16 protein-coding genes are annotated in these 25737 nt (G+C 64.3%); 7 read left to right on the top strand and 9 right to left on the bottom strand.

Annotation, left to right across the window (positions count from 1 at the left end):
* Positions 1–367: 367 nt before the first annotated feature.
* Positions 368–3154: a bifunctional acetate--CoA ligase family protein/GNAT family N-acetyltransferase gene (locus SINAC_RS19420; RefSeq protein ID WP_015247310.1), complete on the top strand. Its 2787-nt coding sequence runs from the start codon at positions 368–370 to the stop codon at positions 3152–3154.
* A gap of 100 nt (positions 3155–3254) precedes the next feature.
* On the opposite strand, the gene SINAC_RS19415 is transcribed toward SINAC_RS19420, so the two are convergent.
* Positions 3255–4637, bottom strand: coding sequence for a hypothetical protein (locus tag SINAC_RS19415; RefSeq protein WP_015247309.1), 1383 nt, complete (start codon positions 4635–4637; stop codon positions 3255–3257).
* Positions 4638–4849: 212 nt separating this feature from the next.
* Between SINAC_RS19415 and SINAC_RS19410 the strand changes: the two genes are divergently transcribed.
* Both SINAC_RS19410 and SINAC_RS38030 read left to right on the top strand, forming a co-directional pair.
* Positions 4850–6136 carry a right-handed parallel beta-helix repeat-containing protein gene (locus tag SINAC_RS19410; RefSeq protein WP_015247308.1) on the top strand — a complete coding sequence of 429 codons (1287 nt, stop codon included), beginning with the start codon at positions 4850–4852 and terminating at the stop codon, positions 6134–6136.
* A gap of 216 nt (positions 6137–6352) precedes the next feature.
* A complete protein-coding gene (locus tag SINAC_RS38030) occupies positions 6353–11455 on the top strand; it encodes a protein kinase domain-containing protein (RefSeq protein ID WP_015247307.1) in 5103 nt (1700 codons plus the stop codon).
* Between the two features lie 55 nt (positions 11456–11510).
* Here SINAC_RS38030 and SINAC_RS19400 read toward each other — a convergent pair whose 3' ends face one another.
* Complete coding sequence (locus SINAC_RS19400; protein ID WP_020467360.1) at positions 11511–11855, bottom strand: hypothetical protein; 345 nt, start codon at positions 11853–11855, stop codon at positions 11511–11513.
* Positions 11856–12018: 163 nt separating this feature from the next.
* Entirely contained in the window at positions 12019–13071 is a 1053-nt protein-coding gene (locus SINAC_RS19395) for a DUF1559 domain-containing protein (protein ID WP_015247305.1), read from the bottom strand.
* Positions 13072–13528: 457 nt separating this feature from the next.
* Between SINAC_RS19395 and SINAC_RS19390 the strand changes: the two genes are divergently transcribed.
* Positions 13529–14185 carry a sigma-70 family RNA polymerase sigma factor gene (locus tag SINAC_RS19390; protein WP_015247304.1) on the top strand — a complete coding sequence of 219 codons (657 nt, stop codon included), beginning with the start codon at positions 13529–13531 and terminating at the stop codon, positions 14183–14185.
* Between the two features lie 46 nt (positions 14186–14231).
* Here SINAC_RS19390 and SINAC_RS19385 read toward each other — a convergent pair whose 3' ends face one another.
* A complete protein-coding gene (locus SINAC_RS19385; RefSeq protein WP_015247303.1) occupies positions 14232–14582 on the bottom strand; it encodes a hypothetical protein in 351 nt (116 codons plus the stop codon).
* A gap of 1478 nt (positions 14583–16060) precedes the next feature.
* On the bottom strand, positions 16061–16390 hold the full coding sequence (locus SINAC_RS19380) for an ArsR/SmtB family transcription factor (protein ID WP_015247302.1): 330 nt from the start codon (positions 16388–16390) through the stop codon (positions 16061–16063).
* 587 nt (positions 16391–16977) lie between these two features.
* Between SINAC_RS19380 and SINAC_RS19375 the strand changes: the two genes are divergently transcribed.
* On the top strand, positions 16978–18021 hold the full coding sequence (locus SINAC_RS19375; protein ID WP_015247301.1) for a hypothetical protein: 1044 nt from the start codon (positions 16978–16980) through the stop codon (positions 18019–18021).
* A 111-nt stretch (positions 18022–18132) separates the two neighbouring features.
* Positions 18133–19512 carry a hypothetical protein gene (locus SINAC_RS19370; protein WP_026012165.1) on the top strand — a complete coding sequence of 460 codons (1380 nt, stop codon included), beginning with the start codon at positions 18133–18135 and terminating at the stop codon, positions 19510–19512.
* Between the two features lie 92 nt (positions 19513–19604).
* Here SINAC_RS19370 and SINAC_RS19365 read toward each other — a convergent pair whose 3' ends face one another.
* From SINAC_RS19365 to SINAC_RS38025, 3 genes are all read right to left on the bottom strand, one after another.
* Complete coding sequence (locus tag SINAC_RS19365) at positions 19605–20249, bottom strand: sigma-70 family RNA polymerase sigma factor (RefSeq protein ID WP_015247299.1); 645 nt, start codon at positions 20247–20249, stop codon at positions 19605–19607.
* Positions 20250–20628: 379 nt separating this feature from the next.
* Entirely contained in the window at positions 20629–21093 is a 465-nt protein-coding gene (locus SINAC_RS19360) for a hypothetical protein (protein ID WP_015247298.1), read from the bottom strand.
* 400 nt (positions 21094–21493) lie between these two features.
* Positions 21494–22903 (bottom strand): FHA domain-containing protein, encoded by a 1410-nt coding sequence (locus tag SINAC_RS38025; protein WP_015247297.1) that lies wholly within the window; start codon positions 22901–22903, stop codon positions 21494–21496.
* A gap of 609 nt (positions 22904–23512) precedes the next feature.
* Here SINAC_RS38025 and SINAC_RS19350 point away from each other — a divergent pair.
* Positions 23513–24193: a D-glycero-alpha-D-manno-heptose-1,7-bisphosphate 7-phosphatase gene (locus SINAC_RS19350; protein WP_015247296.1), complete on the top strand. Its 681-nt coding sequence runs from the start codon at positions 23513–23515 to the stop codon at positions 24191–24193.
* On the opposite strand, the gene SINAC_RS19345 is transcribed toward SINAC_RS19350, so the two are convergent.
* On the bottom strand, positions 24188–25243 hold the full coding sequence (locus SINAC_RS19345) for a lysylphosphatidylglycerol synthase transmembrane domain-containing protein (protein WP_020467356.1): 1056 nt from the start codon (positions 25241–25243) through the stop codon (positions 24188–24190). The genes SINAC_RS19350 and SINAC_RS19345 overlap by 6 nt on opposite strands.
* Positions 25244–25737 lie beyond the last annotated feature (494 nt).

The following is a 25737-nucleotide window of genomic DNA, read 5'->3' as shown; positions in this document are numbered from 1 at the left end:
TGCGATCCGGTATGACCGCAGGGGTTGCGGCCGTTGGCGTGAGCGCCTTTGGTAGGCGGCCAACGCGACGAGATCATCATTATATTGGAACGCGAGATCGAGAATCCTGCCGGTTACTGATCTCCCGTTCGTGACGCGGTCCGTTCATTCGCAAAATCAGAAGCCAACACCATACTGCCGAGTCGAGTCAGTGGGGGTCCGGGCTTGAAAGAACCTACTCTACATCCTGCCCCATGGGCGGCGGATGACACCACGTGTTCAAACGCTCAGAGACTCGCCCGAACAGGCTTTCGATGCGATGATCGCCAGGCGCCTGACACGAAAAAAAAATGAGATGGCCAGCCGTGGTCGATCCGAGGGGGACGCGATGTCGGCAGATGAATCGAAAGGGCCTGGTTTGGTTCCGAACCTGGTGGTTCTGCAATCGCGACGCCAGCCGCTCGATGCCATCTTCGCGCCGAGGACGATCGCGGTGGTCGGCGCTACCGAGCAGGCGGAGAGCGTCGGCAAGACGATGCTTGAGAACCTACTCGGCAATCCGTTCGGCAGAACAATCTTTCCGGTCAACCCGCATCGGGCCGAGGTGTTGGGAGTCAAGGCCTACGCGCGGCTGGCAGACGTACCCGAGCCGATCGATCTTGCGATCGTCGCAACGCCAGCGGCGGTGGTGCCGGAGGTGATCGGCGACTGCGCCTCGGCCGGGGTGCGTGGCGCGATCGTCGTCTCGGCCGGCTTCAAGGAGGTCGGGGCCGAGGGGGCGGAGCTCGAGCGGCGGGTGCTCGAGCAGGCGAGGCGCGGGCGGGTCCGGCTGATCGGGCCGAACTGCCTCGGGGTGATGCGGCCGTTCAACGGGCTCAACGCCACGTTCGCCAGGCGGATGGCGTTGCCGGGGGGCGTCGGGTTCCTCAGCCAGAGCGGCGCCTTGTGCGACGCGATCCTCGACTGGAGCCTGCGCGAGAACGTCGGCTTTAGCGCGTTCGTCTCGGTCGGCTCGATGATCGACGTCGGCTGGGGCGATCTGATCGACTACCTCGGCGACGACCCGCACACCCAGTGCATCGTGATCTACATGGAGTCGATCGGCGATGCCCGCGCGTTCCTCTCGGCGGCGCGTGAGGTGGCCCTGACCAAGCCGATCATCGTGCTCAAGGCGGGGCGGAGCGAAGAGGCGGCCCGCGCCGCCGCCTCACACACAGGGGCAGTCACGGGGAACAATGACGTCCTCGACGCCGCCTTCCGCCGCTGTGGCGTGCTCCGCGTCGACACGCTGGCCGAGATGTTCGCGGTCGCCGAAATTCTCTCCAAGCAGCCGCGCCCGCGCGGGCCTCGCCTGGCGATCGTCACCAATGCCGGGGGCCCCGGTGTGCTCGCCACCGACGCCTTGCTCAAGGCGGGGGGCGAACTCGCCCATTTTTCGAACGAGACGATGGCGACGCTGGATGCCTGCCTGCCCCCCCCTTGGAGCCGGGGCAACCCGATCGACGTCCTCGGCGACGCCAGCGCCGAGCGCTACACCCAGGCGGTGGAGGCCGCGGTCCAGGACCGGGCGACTGACGGCCTGCTCGTGATCCTGACGCCCCAGGCGCTGAGCGAGCCGACCCGGACCGCCGAGTCATTGAAAGCGTTCGCCCGCGTGGAGGGGAAGCCGGTCCTGGCGAGTTGGATGGGGGGGGCCGACGTCGCGGCGGGGGTCGAGATTCTCAACCGGGCCGGGATCCCGACCTTCGTCTACCCCGACACCGCCGCGCGGGTCTTCCACGCGATGTGGCGGTCGACCTATAACCTCCGCGCCCTCTACGAGACGCCGACCTCGACCGACGACTCCCATGATACGGCCCTCGCCCGCGCCGCCGCTGAAGCCGTCGGCGCAGCGGTGCGCGGCGAGGGGCGGACGATCCTCACCGAGCTTGAATCCAAACGCCTGCTCGACGCCTACGCAATCCCGACGGTCGAGACCAGGTTCGCGCACGACGAGGCCGAGGCGGTCGAAGTGGCCAACGCCCTGGGCTATCCGGTGGCGCTCAAGCTCGCGTCGGAGACGATCACGCACAAGTCGGCCGGCGGCGGGGTCCGGCTCGACCTTCCCGACGCCGATGCGGTCCGCCACGCCTTCGCCGAGATCGCGACCGCCGTGCGCGAGCGGGCAGGCGCAGGCCTCGGGGCCTTCCAGGGGGTGACCGTCCAGCCGATGATCCGGCGCAACGGCTTCGAGTTGATCGTCGGCAGCAGCCTCGACCCCCAGTTCGGCCCGGTCCTGCTCTTTGGCTCGGGGGGCCGGCACGTGGAAGTCCTCCACGACTGGTCGCTGGCCCTGCCGCCACTCAACACGACCCTGGCCCGGCGAATGATGGAGCCGACCCGCGCCTACGCGGCCTTGAAGGCGTCCCAGGGCCGCGACCTGATCGATTCCGCGCAGTTGGAGCAGCTCCTCGTCCGGTTCAGCCGACTCGTCGTCGAGCAACCCTGGATCAAGGAGATCGACATCAACCCCCTGCTCGCCTCGCGCGAGGGATTCCTGGCCCTCGATGCCCGCGTGATCGCACACGGCCCGGAGGTCCGCGAGGGGCAATGGCCACGACTCGCCATCCGCCCTTATCCGACGCAGTACGCCGTCCCCTGGACCGCCCCGGACGGAACCGCCTTGCTGATCCGCCCGATCCGCCCCGAGGATGAACCCTCGTTCATCCAGTTTCATGAGCGACTCTCCGAGCAGAGCGTCTCGTTCCGCTACTTCCATGCGATGAAGCTCGGCCGGCGGGTCGCCCACGACCGCTTGACGCGGATCTGCTTCAACGACTACGACCGCGAAATGGCGCTGGTGGCCGACTATCAGGACCCCGCGACCGGAGCCCGCGAGATCCTCGGCGTCAGCCGCCTGATGAAGCAGCACGGCCGCAACGAGGCCGAGTTTGCCCTCCTCGTCGTCGACCGGTTCCAGGGGCGTGGGCTCGGCACCGAGCTGCTCCGCCGCTTGGTGCAGGTCGGACGCGACGAGGGGCTCGACCAAATCAACGCCGACATCCTCCCTCAGAACCGGCCGATGCTCCTGCTCTGCAAGCGACTGGGCTTCTCCCTCGTCCAGAAACCGGGGGACGACGTCGTCCGCGCCATCCTCGACCTGCGCGGTTCCGTCAAGGCCCCCGCCCGTCCCTGACAGCCGGCAAGTCCTGAATCTCGGCCGGCACGGCCGGGGTTCCGTCGGGCCCCGATCCCCCTCTCGGACTCGCGCCAACCCACAGGGAATCACGGCCGGGCTACTTCTTCGCTTCGGCCGACCGCACCAATTCGACGCCGTTGCCTCGAATCGTGACCTCGGCGGGGAGTTGCCTGAGATCGGTGTAGCTCAAGCTCACGGTGTGGAGACGCCCTTTCGCGATGAAGATCGAGCCTCCCTTGTCTTCCAGCCGGCTCGCCTGGATCTCCCAACCCTCCTTCTCGAACTGCGTGCGCCACGTCTCGGCAATCTGCCTGGCCCGCGTGTCGGGAACCTCGAACCTGATCGTGGTTTTCGACTGCATCACGGCCTTCGCATCACCTGGGATTGCCAGGATCAGCTTCGGGAGCGGCTTGCGCTTCTCGATCTCGAGTTGCTCGGCTTCGGCCTTGAGACGCTGCTCGATCTCCTCAACTTCGGCGGCGGACTGGTGTTTGAGGACAATCCGATTGACATCCTGCCCCTTGATCTCGTCCATCACCAGGGTCAGCAGATCCTTCTGGGGATTGCGGAAGATCATCATGTTTTTGAACCCCGACTTGAAGGGAGCCTCCGTCGTGGCCTCCCAGGCCGACTTCGCGAGCGTCTTGCGATAGAAGTCGACCACGTCTTTTTCGGTCGCCTTGGTATCGAACAGGAGTTGCTTGGTCACGTCGGCATATTGCAGACCGATCGTCTCAAGGGGGGCGGGGAGATCCACCGACATCAGGAGCGTACTGTAGTCGATGACGGTCTTCCCCCCTTGGGCAGGGGCGGAGGTGACGCGTGCGGCGAGCCGGACGGCGTTCTGCTTGAAGAAATGGGTGTCGCCCGCGTCGCCGTAGGGTTCCCAGCCGCTTTCGAGGAGCAGCTTGCGACAGGCTTGAGCCGTTTCCGCCACCGGAGACTCGGTTAAATAGGAGGTGCTCACCGGGCCGCCGAAGAAGGGCTTCACGCCCGGCGGAACGGGAAGCTTGCCGAGCGCGACATTGCCGTGGTTGGTGAGCGCGATGTTGACCAATCCCGGCTTACCCGGCGGGTAGACCATCAACGAGAGCGAAAAGCCGTCCTTGGTGAACAGACCGCTGGCCGACTGGTCCGAAACGTAGCTGTTGGGTCGCTCGGTCCAGTTCCGGTCGGTGAGCTCTTTGCGCTGGGCCTCGAAAACGCGTCTCACACTCCCCTCGACATTGTAGGAGAGGCCCGCCAGCCTGCGACTCGTCACCTGCTTCGCCTGATCCAGCAGCGGGAACGTCGCGAGGTCGAGCGTCTTCTCAGCCTCGGCCACCGTCGCCGGAGGACGAGGACGGGGGGGCGCATCGGCTCCCCGAACCAGCGCGGCCCCTTGCGTCAGCCCCACCACCATGGCAAAGCCGCAGGCCCACGCTCGAGCGGACCGGAGCCGGCAAGGATACCCGGCCTGAACCAACCAGGGTCTCTTCACAGTTCGATACCTCTTCATCGAGACGAAAGTTGAGAGAACCATCATAAAGTGATACGTCAGGGCCGCCCCTTGCGTCGGGTTGACCACTGTGCGATCTATTAAACCGCATGACCGTAACACACAAACCCGTAGGGGCTTGTTCCGTTGAAACGAGTCTCGACGCGGTTTGTGACCGGTGGCGACGCCGATACGCGTTGAGGATGAGGATCCCCATGACCAACGTCCGTGATTTCGGGGCCGTCGGCGACGGTCGGGCTGACGAGACCAAGGCGCTTCGGCATGCGGTCGAGCAAGGCGGGGGCCAACTCGACTTCCCCCGCGGTACGTACCGCCTGACCGCCCCGCTGGAGATCGACCTCGACCGATCCGGGCCGATCGCGCTCTGCGGCCAGGGGGGGACCGCCCGCCTGGTGATGGACGGCCCCGGCCCGGCCGTCCGACTCGTCGGCAATCACGGCAAGTCGGCCGACCCGACGAGCTTCGAGCCTCGGGTCTGGCAACACCAGCGGATGCCGACCGTCAGCGGTCTGGAGATCGTCGGCAACCATGACCAGGCCGACGGCATCGAGATCGAAGGGACGATGCAGCCGACGCTCCAGGGGATCCTGATCCGCCGCTGCCGCTACGGCGTGCGCCTGGTCAAGCGGAACCGCAACGTCCTCCTGGCCGACCTGCACATCTACGACGGCCGAGGCCCGGCCATCGGCGTCTATTTCGACGGCGTCAACATCCACCAGGCCATTATCACCGGCTGCCATATCAGTTACTGCAAGCATGCCGGCATCAAGATTGCCCGAAGCGAGATCCGCAACCTGCAAATCACAGGCTGTGACATCGAGTACAACTTCGATCCGGGAAACCCTGACTCGGCCGACGTCTGGATCGACGCCCGCGAGGCCACGGTGCGCGAAGGGACGATCGCCTCGAACACGATTCAGGCCAAGGGGAGCCCGCGCGGCGCCAACATCCGGATCGAAGGGGCCGAACGCGACGATTCCGGAGGGGCCGGGCTCTGGAACATCACGGGGAATGTCCTCCAGGACCAGCAGGTCAACGTCTGGCTCCGCTACTGCCGGGGGATCACCCTGACGGGCAACACGTTCGCAAGCGCCTATGAACGATCGATCGTGCTCGAACAGTGCCGCGACATCGTCATCGGATCGAACGTCATCGACCACAACCCGGACTACAAAGGCCCCACGATCGACGGCATCAAGGTCGTCAAATCGGCCGGCATCAACCTCCAAAACCTGATCCTCGACGGCTCGCAGGCAGGAGGACCCGACGAGGGCGGGGCGATCGAAGTGGTCGATTCGAGCGAGATCCTGATCCTCGGCTGCCAGGTGCTCGACCCCGAATTCCGTGGCGTCGACCTCCGGAACTGCCGCAATGCCAAGGTGAGCGCATGCAACATCGTCGACCGCCGCGCCCGGCCGACCATGCGCGAGCCGGTTCGCATCGTGGACGGCAACGGCAAGGTGGTCGCGGCGAGCGATTAGGTCTTTTTCTGTTTGGAGGGATCACAAGGCCGAGCGGGCGGGTTGGGGCCCACCCGTGCTACCCATCATGACCGCATACAGCAAGGTCGGCTCTTGCGGGCACGACTTGGGTTGCGGCCGAGAGGCGCCTCTGGTTCCATGCTCATCAGGCACGTACGATAGCAATCGAAAGACCTTTGGGGCGACCGCCTGGGCGAGAGGAAGGGCGTCCTTGGGATGAACGACAGCGAGCTTGAGGACGACCCGCTCGGCGGGCTTGCCGACGAATTCCTGGAGCGGTATCGCCGTGGCGAACGGCCCGCGCTCAGTGAATACATGCGGCGATTCCCGGATCTGGCTGAGCGGATCGAGGATCTCTTTCCTGCCTTGGTGATGCTCGAAGAGGTGCGGTCCGGCGCCGAGTCGCCACCGTCAGCGCTCGAGCCGATCCGAGAGGGCAAGCCGCTCGCTCAGCTGGGCGAATACCGCATCGTCCGCCGGATCGGACGCGGTGGCATGGGGATCGTCTACGAGGCCGAGCAGGAATCACTCGGCAGGCGCGTGGCACTCAAGGTGCTGCCGCCGGAATCCCATCGAAACCCTCATCAAATCGAGAGGTTCCGTCGCGAGGCCCGCGCCGCGGCCCAGTTGCACCATACGAACATCGTGCCGGTCTTCGGGGTCGGACAGGACGGCGAGACCCTCTATTACGTGATGCAGTACATCGAGGGAAGCCCCCTCGACGCCGTCCTCGACGAGCTACGACAGATCCGAAGCGAGGCCAAGGTCGAGGCCGCCACGCATTCCTCCTCCAAAAGCGCGGCCGAGCCGCAGAACAGTGACGGGAAGCGACGGAGAAGCCCCCTTCCAACGCCTCCGCACGCCTCGACGGACGTCGCGCGTTCACTCTGGGAGGGCCGATTCCGGTCGGGGAGCGGCCGCAAGGAGGGTTCCGAGCCGTCGCTGTCGCCGTTGGACCAGGGCGATGCGGTCCGAGCTGATGCGAACCTGGCCCTGCTCTCGCCCAATCCAGCGGTGGGCTCTTCCCCCAGCGCCTTGGGGGCGAACTCGTCCTCAGCATCGCTTTCGGACCCGCGAATGCCGTATGCCTGGAGCGTCGCCCATATCGGCGTCCAGGTGGCCGACGCCCTGGAGCATGCCGACGGCCAGGGAATCTTGCATCGCGACATCAAGCCGTCGAACCTGCTCCTGGACCTGTCCGGGACCGTCTGGCTGACCGACTTCGGGCTCGCCAAGACCAGCGGCTCGGCCGACTTGACTCACACGGGCGACCTGCTGGGAACACTTCGCTACCTCGCCCCCGAACGGTTTCAGGGGCGGACCGACGTCCGGGGCGACATCTACGCCCTGGGCCTGACGCTCTACGAGCTCCTGGTGTTGCGCCCCGCGTTCGCCGACCACGGCGAGGAACGGCTAATCCTCCAGATCACCTCGGGCGACCCGCCCCGCCTGGACGTCGTCGACCCCGACCTGCCGAGGGACCTCGTCACGATTGTTCATAAGGCGATCGCCAAGGACCCGTGCGATCGCTACCAGACCCCCGGAGCCCTGGCGGAAGACCTGCGGCGGTTCCTTGAAGACCGCCCGATCGTGGCTCGTCAGGCCGGGGCCGTCGAACGGTCCTGGCGGTGGTGCCGGCGCAATCCAGGGCTCGCGGTCTCGGCAGGCTCGACGGCGATCGCGCTGATGACCGCGGCGCTGCTCGCCTTGCTCTACGCCAACTCCCAGGCAAGGGCGACGGCCAAGATCACCGGCCTGGCCCACCAGATCAGCCATTCACTCAACGAATCCAATCATCGCCTGGCCGTCCTCGACCTCGAACGCGGCCAGGTCGCCTGCGAGCGGGGCGAGATCGATCGCGGCCTGCTCCTGATGGTCGAAAGCCTCCGCGCAGCCACGGCGGTCAACGACTCGGCCTTGCGGCACGCCGCCCGCGCGAACCTCTCCGCCTGGAGTCGTTACCTGCCCAGGCTGACCGGAGCCTTCTCGCATGGCGGCCTCGTCACCCAGGTCGCCTTCAGCCCCGACGGCACGAAGTTCGCTACCGGTTGCAGCGACGGCAAGGCCCGGTTCTGGGACGTCGCCACCGGCCAGCTCACCGACATCAGCCTGGCCCACCAAGCGGCCGTCCGAACCCTACTCTTCAGCCCCGACGGCAAGACGATCCTGACCCGGAGCCAGGACGGCGCCGCTCGGCTCTGGGACGTCGCCACCGGCCAGCCCGTCGGCCCTGCCTTGGCTCAGTACGGATTCGTCGAAGCAGTCGCCTTCAGTCCCGACGGCAAATTTCTCCTGACCGGCAGCGAAGACAATACCTCGCGACTCTGGAATCTCGCCACCGGCCGACTCGCCAGCCCCCCTCTGCCTCATCCTAAAGTCGTCCGGGCATTGGCCTTCAGCCCCGACGGCAAAACGGCCCTGACCGGGAGCCAGGAGGGGGTGGCTCGGCTCTGGGAGGTCGCCACGGGAGAGCTCGCCGGCCCCTTGCTCCACCACCAAGGGCCGATCGACGTGGTCGCCTTCAGCCCCGACGGCCGGCTCGTTTTGACGGCGGGCCAGGACAACACCGCCAGGCTCTGGGAGGCCGCAACCGGCAAGCCGATCGGCTCGCCGCTCCGCCATCAGAACTGGGTCGAGGCCGCCGCCTTCAGCCCCGACGGCAAAACCGTGCTCACCGGCAGCCAGGACAGTACGGCCCGACTCTGGGACGCCCGCTCCTCCGACCCCATCTGCCTGCCCCTCCTCCATCAAGGCCCGGTGCGAACGGTCGCGTTCAGCCCCGACGGCAAGACGGCCCTCACAGGAAGCGGCGACGGCTCAGCGCGGCTCTGGGACGTCGCCACCGGCCAGCCGGCCGGCCCCTTGCTCCGCCACCAAGGACCCGTCGAAACCCTCGCCTTCAGCCCCGACGGCAAGGCCGTACTCACCGGCAGCCACGATCGGACCGCACGGCTCTGGGACACGACCGTCAAGGAACCGGTCGGGCTCCCCCTTCAGCATCAGGAACCGGTCGGCGTCGTCGCCTTCAGCCCCGACGGCCTTACCGCCCTGACCGGAAGCGGCGACGGCACAGCGCAGCGCTGGGACGTCGCCACCGGCCAACCGGCCGGCCCCTCGTTCCACCACGGCAGCCCGGTCACCTCATTGGCCTACAGCCCCGACGGCTCGATCATCCTCACGGGGACCAAGGACGGCACCGCACAGCTCTGGGACGCCGCCAGTGCCAAACCAAGCCGCCCCCCCTTCCAGCACCTCGGGCCGGTCCGCGCCCTGGCCTTCAGCCCCGACGGCAAGCTCGCCCTCACGGGGAGCCACGATCGCACGGGGCGGCTCTGGGAGGTGGCCTCGGGCCAGCCCGTCGGGGCTCCGCTTTACCATCAAGGCCCCGTCGTCGCCGTCGCCTTCAGCCCCGACGGCAAGACCGTACTCACCGGCAGCGAAGACAACTCGGCCAGGATCTGGGAGGTGGCCACCGGGCGACCCGTCGGACCTCCCCTGCTCCACCACCGCTGGGTCACGGCGGTCGCCTTCAGCCCCGACGGCAAGACCGTACTCACCGGCAGCGACGACACCACCGCCAGGCTCTGGAACGCAGGTACGGGCCAACCGGTCGGGCCTCCGCTCCGCCACCAAACCTGGATCCGGGCGGTCGCCTTCAGCCCGGACGGCAAGACCGTGCTCACCGGCAGCGACGACACCACCGCCAGGCTCTGGAAAACGGCCACGGGCGAACCCGCCGGCCCCCCTTTGAGGCACGAGGGCCTCGTGCGGTCCCTCGCCTTCAGCCGCGACGGCAGGCGGATCGTGACGGGAAGCTGGGACGGCACAGCGCGGCTCTGGGACGCGGCCACCGGCCGACCGATCGGCCCCCCGCTCCGCCATCAGAAATGGGTGGAGGCCGTCGCCTTCAGCCCCGACGGCGAGACCATCCTCACCGGCAGCCATAACCAGACGGGGCGGCTCTGGAGAGTCGCCGAGTGGCCGGACGACTTCCCCTCGATCGAAGCCTCGATCGAGGTCATGACGGGCCTCGAGACCCGTCGCGAAGGGATCGTTCACCTCCTCGACGACGACACCTGGCGACTCGCCAGGAAGCGGCTCGAACCGGCCGGCGATCCCTCGGTGTCCGACCCGGATCGAGGCCACGACCCGATCCTCTTCGGGCCCGACCCACTCGCCCCCGCCCGGGTCTGGATCGACCGGAAGCGGTGGGACGACGCCGAAACCGCATTCGCCGCCGCCATCAAGGCGCGGCCGCTGAACGGCACGATCCGGATGGAGCGTGCCCGCTTCTTCGCCGGGCAGCTCCGCATGAACGAGGCGGATGCCGATTTCGCCCAGGCGTACCTCCTCGGCTCCCGCAATCCCGACCTCGTCGCCGAGGTCTGCAATCGCGACCACGCCTTTCAGTATCTCATGGCACTCCAGCCCGAACTCGCGCTGGAGCTTTGGCGGAAACGAGGCGAGCACCTCGTGAAGCAGAAGCGCTGGGCCAAGGCCGACGCGATCCTTACAGAAGCCCTGACATCTTACCCCGAGGACCCCTGGCTCCGGATCAGTCGAGGGCGTGCGCTCCTCGGCCTCGGCCGTGGCGAGCAGGCCGACGCGGACTTTTCAAGGGCCACCCCCCCGTCGTCGGCCAGCCCGAGCGACTATCGCAGCCTGGCCGGTGAATTCGCGCGTCAGGCGCTCTGGGAGAAGACCGCCCTGGCCTGTGCCAAGCTCATCGAGCTCAACCCTTCGGATCACGACGCATTCTATTACAGCACACCGCTCTATCTCAAACTGGGCGACCTGCCGGGTTACCGCCGGCACTGCGCCCGGCTTCTGGAGCGCTATGGGGCGACGACCGACACGACCATCGCCGAGCGAACCGCCAAAGCCTGCCTGCTCGCCCCTTTGCCCGAACCCGAGCACGCCTTGGCCTGCCGACTCGCCGAGCGGTCGGTCGCGGCGGCCGAGGCCAACGGCTTCGCGCTTCTACCCTATTGCCGGCTCTCCCACGCGCTGGCGCTTTACCGCTCTGGCCGGTTCGACGACGCTCTCGCCGAGTCGGAAAAGTGCCTGGCACAAAGCGCCGGGTCATGGAACCGCGATATCCCGATCAACCTGGTCCGCGCCATGTCCCTCGCTCAGCTCCGACAAGACCGGCTCGCCCAGGCGGCCATGGAGGCGACTGCCGAGATCATCAAGAAGAAGCTGCCCAAACCCGAACTCGAGACCGGATGGCACGACTGGCTGATCTGCACCTTGCTCCAGCGCGAGGCCGAGCAACTGATCCTCGACGCCCCATTCCCCGGCGACCCGATCGCCAGATAGCTTCGCGAATGAATCAGGGAACGCTGAATACAAGAAATTCTTGTTTTTTCGATATTCACTGATTTCCAAGATCGAAATCCTTCGCCGAATCTCCTGCCGGCGCATCGTAGACGAACGACGCGGAAGCGAGGGCGAAGTCTCTCTTGGCAAGGTCGGGGAGTTCGAAGCCGACCGAGTTCTCCCCCTGGAGCGTCTTGATAGTATAAGTCCCATCCTCCCCAATCGAGGCGCTGGCGGCTTTAGCGTCTCTGCGCGCGATGTTGGCGGGATCGAACCGGATCATTCCTTTCTTGACGGGCTTCCCCTTGTACGTGACGGTCCCGTGGACAGTCACCTCAGTGGTCGACGAGGAAACCGCCGGAGCGCCATCTCCGCATCCAGCCAAGGCCAACACGGTCATCAATGCGGCAGCTCTTCCCGCAACTCCCGATGGCAACACAAATCGTCTCATCACTGGCGACCCTCGATCGGACAAACAGGGCGAGTTTGCGACCGGCGCGAGACTCACACAGCAGAGCCGCGCCGGCCAACCACGGTCAGGTCATGGTCAGCGAAAGGCAACGTCAGAGCGCGTCGGCCGAGACGACCTCACTGCTGGCCGACGTGCCGATGGCCCACCAGGTCGCGGGGGCAATGGTGCTCTTGACGGCGCGGACCGTACCGTCGAGGAAGAGGACGTTGACAACCCCCGAATGTCGGCTCGTCGCGGTCAAGGCCCCTTGCGGGTGGTTCTTGTCCGTCCCCGCCGGGTAGACGCACGTGAGACTGTTCGGCGGCATGACGTGAGTGTAACAGGTGTCCCCCATCAGCATTTGATGCCACTCGCCGCCGGGAACTCCGGTGTTGGAGATATTGGACGCGATAGGGGCGAGCGCCTTACAGTTCGCATAATACGTTTGCACGGTCGTGTCGGTCGCCGGGTCGTCGCTCGGTCCGCTCAAGTTGAATGGAGTGGCCGAGGGCGTGGTCGGATCGAGAGCCATCGACGTCCCGAGAGTGTGGCCGTCGCCAATACCCTTGTTGCGCTCACTGAAGCCCGCCGTGTTGCTCGTCCCGTCCAGGACCCCAGCCAAAGTGAGCGGCTTGGGGATCCCGCCTTTCCAGCCACCGAGGCTCGTGAAGTCGGTGGTGAAGAAGGGGCCGTTGGGATTCGCCGAGTAGCGGTAAGGCTTCGACCCCCAGTTGGCGCAATAGTTGGAATGCCCTTCGATCGTCGTAATCCGGTCAACATCGGAGGGACAGAGAAATACGTTGACACTCGAGCGAAAGCCCGTCTGGTTATAGAGGATCTGCCAGCAGGCTCCCGAAATGTTGGCGTAGTTCATCGAGTTATAAATCGCATTTTGCTCCAACTGCGGCAGAAGCATCGTCAGCGGAGAATACTGCTGGCATCCGTGGGTCATGTCGAACGCCCCCATCGGCAGACAGCCCACCGTGTCGTGGTAGTTATGAAGGGCGATACCGAGCTGCTTCAGGTTGTTAACGCACTGCGACCGCCGGGCCGCCTCGCGGGCCGCCTGCACAGCGGGCAATAACAGGGCAATGAGTACGGCAATGATGGCGATCACCACCAAGAGCTCGATCAACGTGAAAGCCGAACGCGTCCGACGCAGCATGGCATACTCCTCAAATGAACATCAGGAATCTTATAAATAACGTCCCCTACCGCTTTCGCCTCTGTGGGAGCGAGACGGACCAGCGCGCATGCCAACACTTGCTTCGCTCAGAAAGCGAACGCTTCACGGGAACACAGCCTCGTCTGATCGGGCGGTCACACAAATCTTTATGGTACGACGCGAAAAAGAACCCACTTAATAATAGATCCGTCTAACCAACCCGTTCCAACACCGGACAAACCCAATTTTTTTCCAGAATCGTTCGCGACATCGTTGCCGTCTTGGCTTAGACTTCTCTGAATCCATGAAAGATTCGAATCGTCATGCCCGCAAGCGTCGGCGCTTTGCCCCCACAAAAATTTCGTTCCCGAGACCGCCGGCAAGCCAAGACATCCGAATTCCCGAATTCGTTGCGAGCCGTCGGCAGTCCATCGAGCTTGGGAAGAGGAGGAGCGAAGTGGCTGTGTCGATGACGAACTCAAGTGAGACCGAACTGCTTCTGGCCCGCGCGTCGGCCGGGGACAATCGGGCCCTGGCCGATCTGTTCGAGCACTACCGGGAGCGGCTCGAGCGGATGGTCCGACTCCGGCTCGACCGACGGCTTCAGGGCCGGCTTGACCCGGCCGACGTCCTTCAGGAAGTTTATCTCGAACTGGCCAAGCGCTACCCTGACTACGCCGCCGAGGCTTCACTGCCGTTTTATCTCTGGCTGCGCATGCTCACCGGCCAAAAGTTGGTGGACCAGCACAGGCGCCACCTGGGCGCGAAGATGCGCGACGCCGGCATGGAAGTCTCCCTCCACCGCGCCGGAATGCCCCAGGCCTCCTCGGCGTCACTGGCCGAGATGTTGCTCGGCCGCCTGACCTCAGCAAGCCGGGTAGCGATTCGGACCGAAACGCGGATTCGCGTTCAGGAGGCGCTCAACACGATGGACCCGATCGACCGGGAGGTCCTGGTCCTGCGCCACTTCGAAATGCTGAGCAATGAAGAGACCGCGCGGGTTCTGAACCTGAAAACCTCAGCCGCCAGCAACCGCCATCTCCGGGCCTTGAAACGGCTCAAGGAGATCCTGGCCGAGACTCCCTTGGTCGATGACCGATCCGCCCCGCGTTGAACAGCGAGGAGACGGGTGGATTCACCTCGGGGCTGCACACCGCCAATCAATCTTCCAGCAGGCGTCTGGTGACCCAGCGCCGGAGTTGCGACAGGGCGAGGAAGAGGAGCGAGAGAGTGGCCAGCACCCAGGCGGAATGCGAAAGGTCGGCCGGCCCTTGAAGCGAAGTGATGGCGATCGCGAGAAAAACGATGGCCTCGACGACCACGATCGAGAAAATCAGGGCGCGCCCCTTTGGCGTCAGGCACGCCGCATCCCCCGAGCGACAGTCGACCGAGGCCCCGTTCAACAAGGGGCGACTGACCTCGCTGCGAGAGACGACCTGGACGTCGCTATCCAAGGCGGCTCTCGATTCCTCGAGCTGGCGGAAAGTCATGATGTGCGGGCGGGGAGGCATGACAGGCTCCGTCGTCGAGTCAAGGAGGCAGCAACAGTGGGCCGATCACAACGACACCTCTGCATTAAATGACGTTTGTCATAACGCAATGAAGTCGCGCCTTGAGCGGCCAATCAGCCACTTCAAGGGGGGTCTCCAAAAGATTGGACAGAGTCGTTCGCGGAATCGCGGCGACTCAACAAATCATCCGATAGATTTCTGTGATATGTCTGACGGACATCTGCTTGTCCACGAAAGATGTCCCCAGCAACTATAGACCGACGAATCGCCAGAGCGTTATAAAAAACAAAAAAATCAACAAAAAACATTGACACGAGTCTTGTTTTACGTTGATCCGCCCTGGGATTGGCGGGCGATTACTCCACGACATCGGAGAGTCTCGCTCGCTTAACGGAACGTGCGCGCGACCTTTCGCCAGCACCCACGCCAAGGGTTAAAACCCAACCCGCGCGCCCCCGCGACCACCCCTGCCTGTTATAAGCGGGGGGCGTGGAAATGGGTTCGCGCCGGATAGGCCATTCGTGGCCAATGTCGGCGGGGGGAATCTCACTGTAATGCGGATCCCGCGCGACACGGAAGGGCGTGTTGCAAAAATCCCTCGAGCCCGGGAAGGGACTCCCGGGCCCGAGGGCCAGGCATCCTGGCGTGGACGGTGAACCACGACGAAGAAGCCTTGAACGGAGATGACACGCTCGCCGACCGCCGCCAGCGTACGACTCACGAGCCATCCCTGCCTCAAGAGTACGGACCGCACAGCCTCGATCTAACAGGCTCGTTTCCGGCCGGCCAAAATCGCGTGAGCACACACTCGGCCGGCCAGGGCAAAGCCCGGGGACGGTCGCCCTCGGCGCACCGCCTCACCCATTCCATCCGTCAGATGTTCGGATGTTCCCGAGAAGGAATGAAGGGGTACGGCGGGGTCAAAACCGAGACGGTCACACCACCACGTCTCTATTTTTCAACATAGTGGTGGTTCCTCCGGCCATTCCTTGAGGATCTGGGGCGGGCCACGATCCACCAAAACCAACACGGCCGGCCCAACTGTTTCGCCGTGGATGACGCTTTGGAAAGCGGATGGAAACCGGCTCGAGCAAACAACAAGGAAGGACGGCATGATGATCGGACGAATGTCAAACAAAGAGAGGGGAGGATGTCGAACGAAGGGAGGGGGGGGGAAGGGGAAAATCGGAGACAGCGGACGGCCGCGAAGCGTGTCAAAGTCTTGACGTGAACCCGGGAGAATCTGTACAAAGACCGGCAGCCGAGGCGACCGTGGAAAACAGGTTCTGCCGCGATGGAGAACCGTTGATGCCGAAAGATCGGCTTCAAATCGGCCTTGTTCCTCGGACTGCCCGTATTGGGGCCCCCGCTCGGGCGACCGGCCGCTTGTGACAAACGTCAAGGCGTGAAACCTTGAACGGCTTCACCCGGGTCCTCGGAATCCCGAAAGAATGACATCGCTTCATGCATCAACTCATTCAAGAGGTCATGGCCTGAACGACCTTGGCCAGAATTTCGCCCGAGTCCGTGAGGCTGTAGTAGTTATTTTTCCCTTGGCGGCGCGGGACGACGATTCCCCCGTGACGCATGAGGGCCAGGTGGTGGCTGACAGCGGGCTGGCTCTGGTTCAAGGATTCACTCAGGTCGCCCACATGCCGCTCGCCGTCGGCGAGGAGCAAAATAACCTGGAGCCGGGTAGCGTCGCTGACGTGCTTCAGGAGAATCGAGGCCCGCTGGGCCCGCTTGAACCGCTGCTCGGCATCCTTCTTGACCCGAGCCTTCGCGGCTGCCGAACGAGCACTTGGCATCAGAACTTCCGCACGAGTATCAGTCGTAGCCATCTCAAGATGCCCCCTATTTGGTTTGCGCCCAGACCTCGGCGAGACTGCGGAGACTCCTCCGCTGCGGATCCCTCCCGAGGTTCGAGGCCAATTCTCAGGTCCACTCCACGCTATCGAAGCCAGGACACCGGCAGGTGAAGTCCGGGGCCTTGCCCCGTCCGGATGTTGACTTGCTGCCTAAGACCGTGGTTTCAAGGAGCGTGAACCCTTAATCTATCATGACCTCGTCAGATAACACGATCATTTTTTTCAAAAGTCTATGAACTGCAACACCTTTATTGTGCGTCTTCTCCTCATACATGCAACGCTCTGCGATCGCCACGGCCGAAACGCCCTGCGCCGGACCGGCCGAAAAAAAACAAAAAGAAACTGTCAAGCCTCGATCCAAGTCCGCCGACCGTGCCAAAGCTTGAAGCGGCTCACGGCTTTCCGGAACGACTCCGCTCAACTCTTGGGTCAACTGTTCCGATCATAGCGACAGGATTTGCTCACTACGTGACTCCCGATGTTCAAGCGGGCTCGCGTTGAATAGCTCGACGTCAGGAGACGTTCAAATGGGAGCGACGGTGCCCCGTCATGCCTTGATTTTTCGAGTGCACCGGCTTGCCCTGGCCGGAATGACGGGAGCCTGGCTCGTGGCCGGGATGCTCTGCGCCGGACCGGCCCGCGCCGGGGAACCGGGCGGAGCCCTCGCAGGCTCGAGTCCAAGCCCCAAACAGCCACCCCAGGCGAACGCTTCCCTTCCGGTGTCCGCGGCCCGTAGATCGCCTCATCAAGCCTATCTCTTCTTCTCGGGAAGCAAACGCCCCCCCCAGCACCCGGCAGGGGCTGAGAAGGGGCAAACTGCCGCCGGCCCTCTCGTCGAGGCGCAACGTCCCGCTTACCTTTTCTTCACTCCTGGGAAAAAAACGCCCCCCATAACGCCCGCTCCCGTCGACGAACGGCGTCCTTCCTACCGCTTCTTCACGCCCGAGAAAAAGAAGACCGCCCAGACGCCGACAACTGCGCCTGCGACCGGGCAAGTTCCCCCGGGGCCACCTCCGACTCCCGGCTCCGGTCTCGATCCAAGTTCGAAGCGGCCGGCCTTGGCCCTAAAGGCCGCGGTCGCTGGCGACGGGCTCCCGCTGACGCCGCCCCAACCCCGCCTGCTCTTCTTCGCGCCGAAGCGGGGCGCGGCGAACGCGAACGCGGGGCACTCCCCCGCAACGAACCAGACCGCGCGGCCTGAGGGGCGCAAGCCGACCATGCTGGCTGCGATCGAGCGCGTCCCGGTACGGCTGCCGGGCACCCCGGCCCAAAATCGGAATCCACCGCCTTATCTCATCTTCCAGCCAAAGCCGAAGCCGGTCCGCGACCGGCTCTCCCCGGCACCTAAGGCCAACGGAACGTCATCTTCGGCCACAACGCCCCCACGCCAGGGAGGCACCGCCGTGGCCCGCACGCCGTGGCCGGCGGCTCGGCGCGAATTCCCCGGGTTCGACCTCGTGCCAACCCTCACGCTTGCGGACCTGCCTCGGCTCCGGTTCGCCCCGATCACGGCGCCGGCCGTTGGAAGCGGAAGCGGCGGCGGAAACCAACCGGCTCCTCGCTTGAGATAAACGGCATGCTCCCGTTTTGGGAGCGCGGTGATGCGATGTGCACCCACTCCACAAGCCAAAAATAAAGAATAGCCCAATGGCTCCGAGGCGAATATGCACAGGATGATGGGGATGCTGCTTGTTCTTCTCTGGCCTGTCCTCGTGATCGGGGGCGAGCCGACAGCCGGGGAGAAGGCCGCAGCCGTGATCCCCGACCCGGATTACGTGCCGAAGGTTGGCGATCGGGCCGTGCTCTACTCGCTCGATTCCGAGAAGATCCCGTTCGACCTCTGGTGCGCCTCGACCAGTCCGGACTGCCGCAATTTCATCAAAAGCATGCTCGCCCCGGACGATGAAAACCAGGCGGCCGGCGACCCCGCCGCCGAGGCGAAACTCGTCCACCTGGCCCCCAAAACGGACGTTCAACTGCTCGCCGTCGAGACGGTCGAGGTCGCGGGGGCCAAGGAGGGGCCGCCGCTCAAATGCACCTATTTTGCGATCAAGGTGCTTGCCGGCCCGTTCCAGGGCCAGACGCTCTACACCCTCGACTTCCATATCACCCGCCTGATCCCACCGCCAGCGCCCCTTGGAGTCGGAGCGGAAACCGAAGCCCCCAAGACTCTTGCTGCTGCCCCAGCTCCCGCCCCCACTCGGATCGAGCTCGAAATCGTTGACGCTCCCGCCAGCCCCCGGGAAAAGACCAAGGGGCCTGAAACTCCTGCTCTTGTGTCCGCCCCCACGCCCATCGAGCGCGAAACCACGGACATTCCTGTCACGAATCAAGAAAGGGGCAAACTTCCCCTCGCACCCGCGCGCATCGAGCGCGAAACCACGGCCAAGCCCGGCCGAGCCACAGCGTCGGGAGCGCCTGCCATTGCGACTCAGGCTCCACGCCCCGAAGCGTCGTCGCCGGCTCGACCCGTGGCCTTCGCGTCAACGGCCCCTGTTATCCTGGACACATCCTCACCTTCGGCCCCGTCGCCGTCGCTATTGCCACGGGCCGACGTCGTGACGAGGGAGAGTTCCCAGCCCGCGAGCCCGGCGCCGGGAGACGCCTCCACGTCGCAACGAACCGGCATTGGGGGACCCCAGCCCGCCCGGCGATCGCTTCCGAATCCCGCGCGGGCCCTCGTCTCAGCGCCGACGAAGCCTCTCTCCGCGCCGGAGCTCCTCACGATGGCCCAAGAGCGGGATGCGGCCGGCAAGGCCGTGGAAGCCCTCGTCGCCTATCGAACCCTCGAACGCACGCACCCAGGGTCGCAGGAGACCCGAATCGCCGTCGGGCGGATCAAGGGGCTGACCGAAAGGCTGGAAGTCGACGCCCAGGAGGTGCGCGCGGGCCTCTTGATGAAGCAAGCGCGCACCATCGAGGCGTCGGGCAACCGGGAACTGGCGTCGGGATACTTTCAACAGATCGTGCGAGTCTATCCGAAGACCCCCACGGCCCGCCTGGCGGCCGAGCGAATCAAGACCATGGGGACGAGCCGCCCCACACCGGCTCCCGCTCCCTAGAACCGTTCGCCCGCGCGTGGCTCACAACGAGGGGGCCGGGGTCCGACCGACCCCTGCCCCTTCGCCCCGTACGAAGATCGCTGTCGACAGCCTCAACCGGCCATTGACGAGAAATCCACTTGCTCCCGCACGCGGGCGACCGCTTTACGCAGGGCCTTGCGGGCGGCGACCGGCGAGTAGCCAAGCCTTCGACCCATCTCCTCGAAGGTGCATTGCTCCCGGAACCTCATGATGAGCAACTGGCGTTCCCGATCGGTGAGCTGGGTCAGGGCATCCTGGATGACCTCGCCCATTTCCTTCTTCATCACCACGGAACTTGGCGATGAACCGCTGAGAACCAGGTTGTGGTCGTTGACCCCCGCCGCCTTCACCTGGTCGAGGGAGACCTCCACGCCGACGTCGCGTTTGATGGTGTTGCGGTAAGTCCGCGCCAGCAGATTCAGGTTGTTGAAAAAGATCCGTCGCAACCACGACCGCCATTCGGGGCCCGTCCGACCAGTGAAGTTCCCGAAGTCGCGTGCGGCCTCGAGAAACGTCTCCTGCACCAAATCCGACACATCCCCCTTGGGCCGAAGATCGGGGGCCAGCTCGTTCATCGCGATTCGGACCAGGTATGGCCGGAGCGCCTCGAGCGCGTCCCCCAACGATTTCTGAGCGCCACCTCGCGCATCCTCGATCAACGACTCCACGGTGACATCAACCATCACCTTGATCTCGTGCCGCTTCTCGTTGTCCATCACGCCTCCACACGCCGTCCATTCCGGTTGGCCCAAAGTTGGCCGATCGGCGCGAAGCTGAAGAATCCGCCCCCTCGGATCTATTAACTCTTATTTATTTAGTTCTTTACGGCGAACGTGAGCTTCACAATTCTTAATACAAGACGCTCGCCACCCCTTTATGTCAACGAAATTCTTCACAAACCAGGAGTAAAACACGAGACTGACAACGGCTTGGAAGGCCACCCAGGCGGGAGCCGCCCCCCCTCTTCCCCCCAGGAAGGAACCATGAAATAGAATGAGAGAAAGAGCGGGCCGCCGCAACACAAAAAAAGGGATGGTACGGCAGTGAAGCCACACCATCCCTCCCGAAATCAAGGCCGACTCGCTGGGTTCAGGCTCAGAAGATGCCAAGGACCCGGAAGATCGGCAGGCGCTGCAGGAAGTTATTCGCAGCCACCGGGTAATAGGGGGTCCCGGCCGGAGGCGAGAAGAAGACGCCCCCCGCGATACCGCTGATCTTCAACATCGCTCGCTCACGGAAGACTTCGAGAGCGAAGGCACGGCGGGCGTTCGCCTCAGCCGAGTACGGGTTCGCCCGCAAGGACGCGGAGATCCGCGCGTTGGGCTGACGGAAGTAGTTGTTGAGGAACTGATTGACCTGCCTCTGGTTGAGCGGCAGGGTCACCGACCCAAAGCCCAAATCGGGGCTCAGGCTCTCGGTCTGGCGGGCGCTCACCAGGGCGCGAAGCGCCTTCTGGTTTTTAACGTTAGGGCGAGTCTTCGCCTCGGCGAAGGTGGGAGATAGGATCGACCACCCTCCAACGAGGACAGCCAAGCTCAAGACTTTGCGAGAAACAGTCATCGGCAGCCTCCTACAGAAGAAAGTGATCGTTTCGTCAAACCGAATCGCATCTCGAAAGCGATCGGATGATCGCACGCATCATAGTTATCGTCGAACCAAAAGCGAGAATCAACCCCTTGCTCGGTCGACTCTCCGGCCACTCACCTAACAAATACCACCAAAAAAATCGTCAAGGTTGCAGTAAGCCGGTAATTTTCCACAATCTGCCAGCGCAAACTGAACCATCCCAACCTTCCAAGGTTCAGAAATTTTACACCTCCAGAAACCTCTGTCAAGCAACTGACACGGTTTTTTCATTCACTAATCTGGAACGATTCTGGAGATTTCCGCCCGTTCGCCGCCTTACTAAACCCAAATCAACGAAAGATAAACCGCCATTTCTCCCGTTTGCAAGGCGTGTTCACCCGAGCGGGGCCTGTTCGAGCGGCCCTCGCCCCGGGTCCTGGTTCCGCGAGGCGCCGGTGAGAACGCGGAGAATGCGCGACCAGTGCCCCTCCTGTTTCCGCTCGTACGAGGCAAGGAACCGGCTGGCGATGGCCAGGCACTCCCTGGGATCGCGCGGCACACTGGCGGCCTCCTCCCCTCGGTTCGCTCCCGCTCCCGGTCCCGGCCCCGGACCGGCATTCCCCGCAACCCGAGCGGCATCCGCCGGCGCGGCCGGGCCGATGGCGACCGGCTCAACGACCGGTCCCTTCGCCGGCGCGGCCGTGACCTCGGGAGGAACCGGGGCGGCGGGCTCAGTCGCGGGGCGTTGGCCGATCTCCACGCGAAGGGCGTGCATTTCCTCGGCGAGCCGACGGATCTCGACCAGCTCATCCTTGACCAAGTCCATGTGATCGCGATGCATGGTGCCCAGCATTTGCGCCAGCAGCATCATGATCGACTGCTGGGGAGCGTCGAGAGCCGGCTCCAGCGGATTCCAGGTCGGCCGGAGCGTCGACTCGCCTCCGGCCGGATTCGACGACCGGGTGGCCGCCAGCGAAAACAGGGTCTCCGCCGTCGTGGGAGCCGCCAGGAGCACCGAGCGTTCTGCAGAATTCGCGGCCTGTGGAGCCGAGGACGCCGGCGCTGACAATAACCGAGACACCTCGGATCGACGAGGCGGGGTGGGGGCGAGCGTCCCGCGACAGAAACGAAGCGTGAAGGTTCCCAACCGGCAGGCCGACCCCTCTTCGAGCCGGGCGGCCCGCACGTACGCCCCGTCGACCTCAAGCCCTTCGCGAGAGAGGAGGTCGACAATCCAGACGCCCGAGGGAGTCCGGACCAGGGCGGCGTGAAAATTCGAGATCGACGGGTTCATCAGGCGAACCTGGCAAGCGGTCGAGCGGCCGATCAGGGCAAGGGCCCGGCTCATCCGCCACCCATAGGTCTGCCCCACAACGCCGTCGATCTCCAGGGCGGTCGTTGGCAGCGTCCGCGCATAGAGAGTGGAGAGCGGATGCAGTCGTGGCTCCCCCCCCTCCCCCTCTCCCTGAACCCGAAACACGGCCGGACCAATTTGAAGCTGAGTCACGGGCGTGACCCAACCAAACCGCTGAGGTGTCCCATCAATGAGGACACCCCCTTGGCCATCGAGATCGATGGAGACCAGGCGTCCCCCGATCACCTGCAAGTAGCAATGCCGCGCGCTCACCTGGTCGGAGTCGATCCGCAAGTCCGCGTCGGGGCTGCGCCCGACGACCAAGAAGGGCTGATCGAAAGATCGTTGCGTCCCGGGACTTCCCTCGCCAGCAAGGACATTCAACTGCAATGCCCCCGCACCGCACGATTCGGAGAACGTCGAGAGGGTCTCGTTTGAGGTCGGGTTCACCAAATCCTCCTGGCGACGGTCGCGCCGTTGCCCTCGAGCCTATCGGAGAAATCGCGTGGGACGCACCCCTTTTACGAACCGATCGGATCTCAATGGAACCGAAAACGTCCCAACGGACGATCCATTGTAACGCGTAAAAGCTCACAGAAGTACTGACAGGGACGACTCGCTCAAAATCACAAATGATCCCGGCGACACTTGCGCCCCTCTCCACGCAACGGCCCCAGACAAAAGTGGCACGTTTTGCAGCCGAATTGGCTTGATCGCGGGCGCAGCGATTTGTCGCAAACCTCGTTCCGGATCCTCGCGATCCGGCAAAAAAAAACATAAGAAATGAGATGATCCGCAATCGCGCCCCCGAAAACGAGAGCGACGACCAGACAACCTCGAACGAGATCATCTCCACTTTGTAAATTTTACGAGAGCCTCTCCCGGGTCGCAATTCCCCGGCTACTCCCGCTCTTTACCGCGCAGGAAATCGGATGGTAGGATCGGCCCCTCCTTGCGGAAACCGAAAAAAACGCACGAGAGCGCGTCGACCCAGCCGCGTTCGGGTTCAGGTCGGGTGAGCCGGACGTTTCGACAGGATCGTGAGCAGGACAAGTCGCCATGGTGACGAGAAGGGATTTTCCGTTGACCGGTAAGGAAGAGCCGCAGTCCCATCGCAATCCAGCGCGGTCGATTTCCGCCGCCGCCCCGTTCGAGCGTCCCTCAGTCCCTGGGGGGAAGCCGGCCGTCTTCCTCGACCGCGACGGGACGATCATCGAGCACGTCCACTATTTGTCCGACGTCCGACAAGTGCGCCTGCTGCCGGGCGCAGCGGAGGCCATCGGGCGGCTCCGAGCTGCTGGCTTCGCTTGCGTGGTGGTCACGAATCAGTCGGCGGTCGGCCGGGGCATGATCACCGAAGCGCAGCTCGGCCTGATCCATGACGAGATGAACCGGCAGCTCGCCGACGCGGGCACGGCCGTGGACGCCATCGAGTTCTGCCCCGAGCCCCCCGCGATCGCCGACCGGAGCCGGATCGAACATATCGACCGCAAGCCAGGACCCGGGATGCTCTTCCGCGCGACCCACGCGCTCGGGCTCGACCTCGACGCCTCGTGGATGATCGGCGACATGCTCAGCGACGTTCTGGCCGGAGTCAACGCCGGCTGTCGCGGCAGTATTCTCGTGCAAACCGGCAAAGGCCTCGACGAAGCGGAGAAGGAGACGGCCGCCGCCTTCCATGTCACCGAAGACCTGGCCGCCGCCGCCGACTTGATCCTCGCCCCCAGTTTATTGTCATGAGGGATCCGGCCCCTCTGCCTGTCTCTCCGGAGCGAGGGGACCGCGCGTAGACGACAAGGAAATGAGAACGCTGAGGCAACTCAGGCCGAGGCCGACGCAGCGAGCGCCGAGCATGGCCGGGGTCCCGATCGAGTGGCCGATCATCCGGAACAGTTCGCCGCTGACCTCCTCACCGACACCGAGGGCCCCGAACGGAAGGGGGACGATCGCCGTGAAGAGGATCAAGGGGATGATGACAAGGCTGGTGGTCAGGGGGGGAGCGATCGGGAAGAGCGCACGGATCACCGCATAGAACGAGAAGGCATAGAACGCATGGCTGGCCATCGCCATCGCCAGGGCCATGACGACAGCCAACGGATGGCCGCGATACGCCGCCGCTGCATCCCAGAGACCGGCCAGCTTCCCGGGGAGCCCCCCCTCTCCCAAGATCCGCCGCAAAAAGACCGCCGTGGCCGGCAGGAACAACACCGCAAAGCCGATCAGGCCCGCGCCCGTGACCAGCCAGACGACCTCGATCAGCCGCCGGACGGCGACGGCCGCCGTGGACCACTGGAGCGTTCCCATCAGACTGACCAGCAGGAACAGGCCGAAGACCCCCGTGACCCGGTCGAACAGGACCGACGCAATCCCGGGGGCCCGCTTTCGGTCTTGCCGTCCTTCTCCTTCTCCTCGACAGAAGGCGGCCACCTTGACCACGTCCCCCCCGAGTTGCCCGGGAACGACGAGCTCAGACGCATGGCCGAGAAAGCCGATGCGAACGGCCTGGCGGAACGTCAACGGCACCCCCTGGACCCGGGCCAGCAGATACCAGCGGGCGAACGTGCTCAACAGGGCGATTTCCCCCAGCACCAAGGCCAACGCCAAATCATAAAGGTTGGGCCTGCGCCCGATCACCTCGCGTACCGAGCCCTGATTCCTCCAGAGCGCCCACCCCAACAGCCCAAACCCGAGCCCGTACGAGGCAACCCGCAAGAGCCGCTTCAGCCCCTTGCGTGGTGGATTCGAATCCGGAACGGCGGAAACCGTCCCGAGGATGGCGTCGTCGATCAAGGCGCGAAGCTCCTTCCCACCGCACGGACTCATCTTTAGCATCAAGCCGCGAAGTCATATCTGTATTTCATAACCCTAAAGGGCGACCGTTCATAGCCAGGCGGGTGAAACTCCTGAAGAGGATTCGACATTGGAAACGTTTCGCAGCCCAACGGGGCGACCGTTCATAGCCAGGCGGGTGAAATCCCTGAAGAGGATTCGACATTGGAAACGTTCCGCAGCCCCAACGGGGCGACCGTTCATAGCCAGGGGTGAAACCCCTGGAGGAATTCGATATTGGAAACGTTCCGCAGCCCCAACGGGGCGACCGTCAAAATCAGCCCTGGCGTTTTAACGGTCGCCCCTTCAGGGCTGCAAACTATTCTAAATTAATCTCATCTTATTCCCAGGGGTTTCACCCCTGGCTAGAAACGGTCGCCCCTTCGGGGCTACAAATTATTGGATAGTGATCTCATCTTATTCCCAGGGGTTTCACCCCTGGCTAGGAACGGTCG

The sequence above is a fragment of the Singulisphaera acidiphila DSM 18658 genome (assembly GCF_000242455.2).
Taxonomy (GTDB): Bacteria; Planctomycetota; Planctomycetia; order Isosphaerales; family Isosphaeraceae; genus Singulisphaera; species Singulisphaera acidiphila.
This window is presented reverse-complemented; position numbering and strand designations above follow the sequence as displayed.

Coding starts and splice junctions, on each gene's coding strand:
- SINAC_RS19410 (WP_015247308.1), top strand. CDS start 4,850: ATGACCAACGTCCGTGATTTCGGGGCCGTCGGCGACGGTCGGGCTGAC.
- SINAC_RS19380 (WP_015247302.1), bottom strand. CDS start 16,390: ATGCCAAGTGCTCGTTCGGCAGCCGCGAAGGCTCGGGTCAAGAAGGAT.
- SINAC_RS19400 (WP_020467360.1), bottom strand. CDS start 11,855: ATGACCGTGTTGGCCTTGGCTGGATGCGGAGATGGCGCTCCGGCGGTT.
- SINAC_RS19365 (WP_015247299.1), bottom strand. CDS start 20,249: ATGGACAACGAGAAGCGGCACGAGATCAAGGTGATGGTTGATGTCACC.
- SINAC_RS19350 (WP_015247296.1), top strand. CDS start 23,513: ATGGTGACGAGAAGGGATTTTCCGTTGACCGGTAAGGAAGAGCCGCAG.
- SINAC_RS19375 (WP_015247301.1), top strand. CDS start 16,978: ATGGGAGCGACGGTGCCCCGTCATGCCTTGATTTTTCGAGTGCACCGG.
- SINAC_RS38030 (WP_015247307.1), top strand. CDS start 6,353: ATGAACGACAGCGAGCTTGAGGACGACCCGCTCGGCGGGCTTGCCGAC.
- SINAC_RS19420 (WP_015247310.1), top strand. CDS start 368: ATGTCGGCAGATGAATCGAAAGGGCCTGGTTTGGTTCCGAACCTGGTG.
- SINAC_RS19360 (WP_015247298.1), bottom strand. CDS start 21,093: ATGACTGTTTCTCGCAAAGTCTTGAGCTTGGCTGTCCTCGTTGGAGGG.
- SINAC_RS19370 (WP_026012165.1), top strand. CDS start 18,133: ATGCTGCTTGTTCTTCTCTGGCCTGTCCTCGTGATCGGGGGCGAGCCG.
- SINAC_RS19395 (WP_015247305.1), bottom strand. CDS start 13,071: ATGCTGCGTCGGACGCGTTCGGCTTTCACGTTGATCGAGCTCTTGGTG.
- SINAC_RS19385 (WP_015247303.1), bottom strand. CDS start 14,582: ATGCCTCCCCGCCCGCACATCATGACTTTCCGCCAGCTCGAGGAATCG.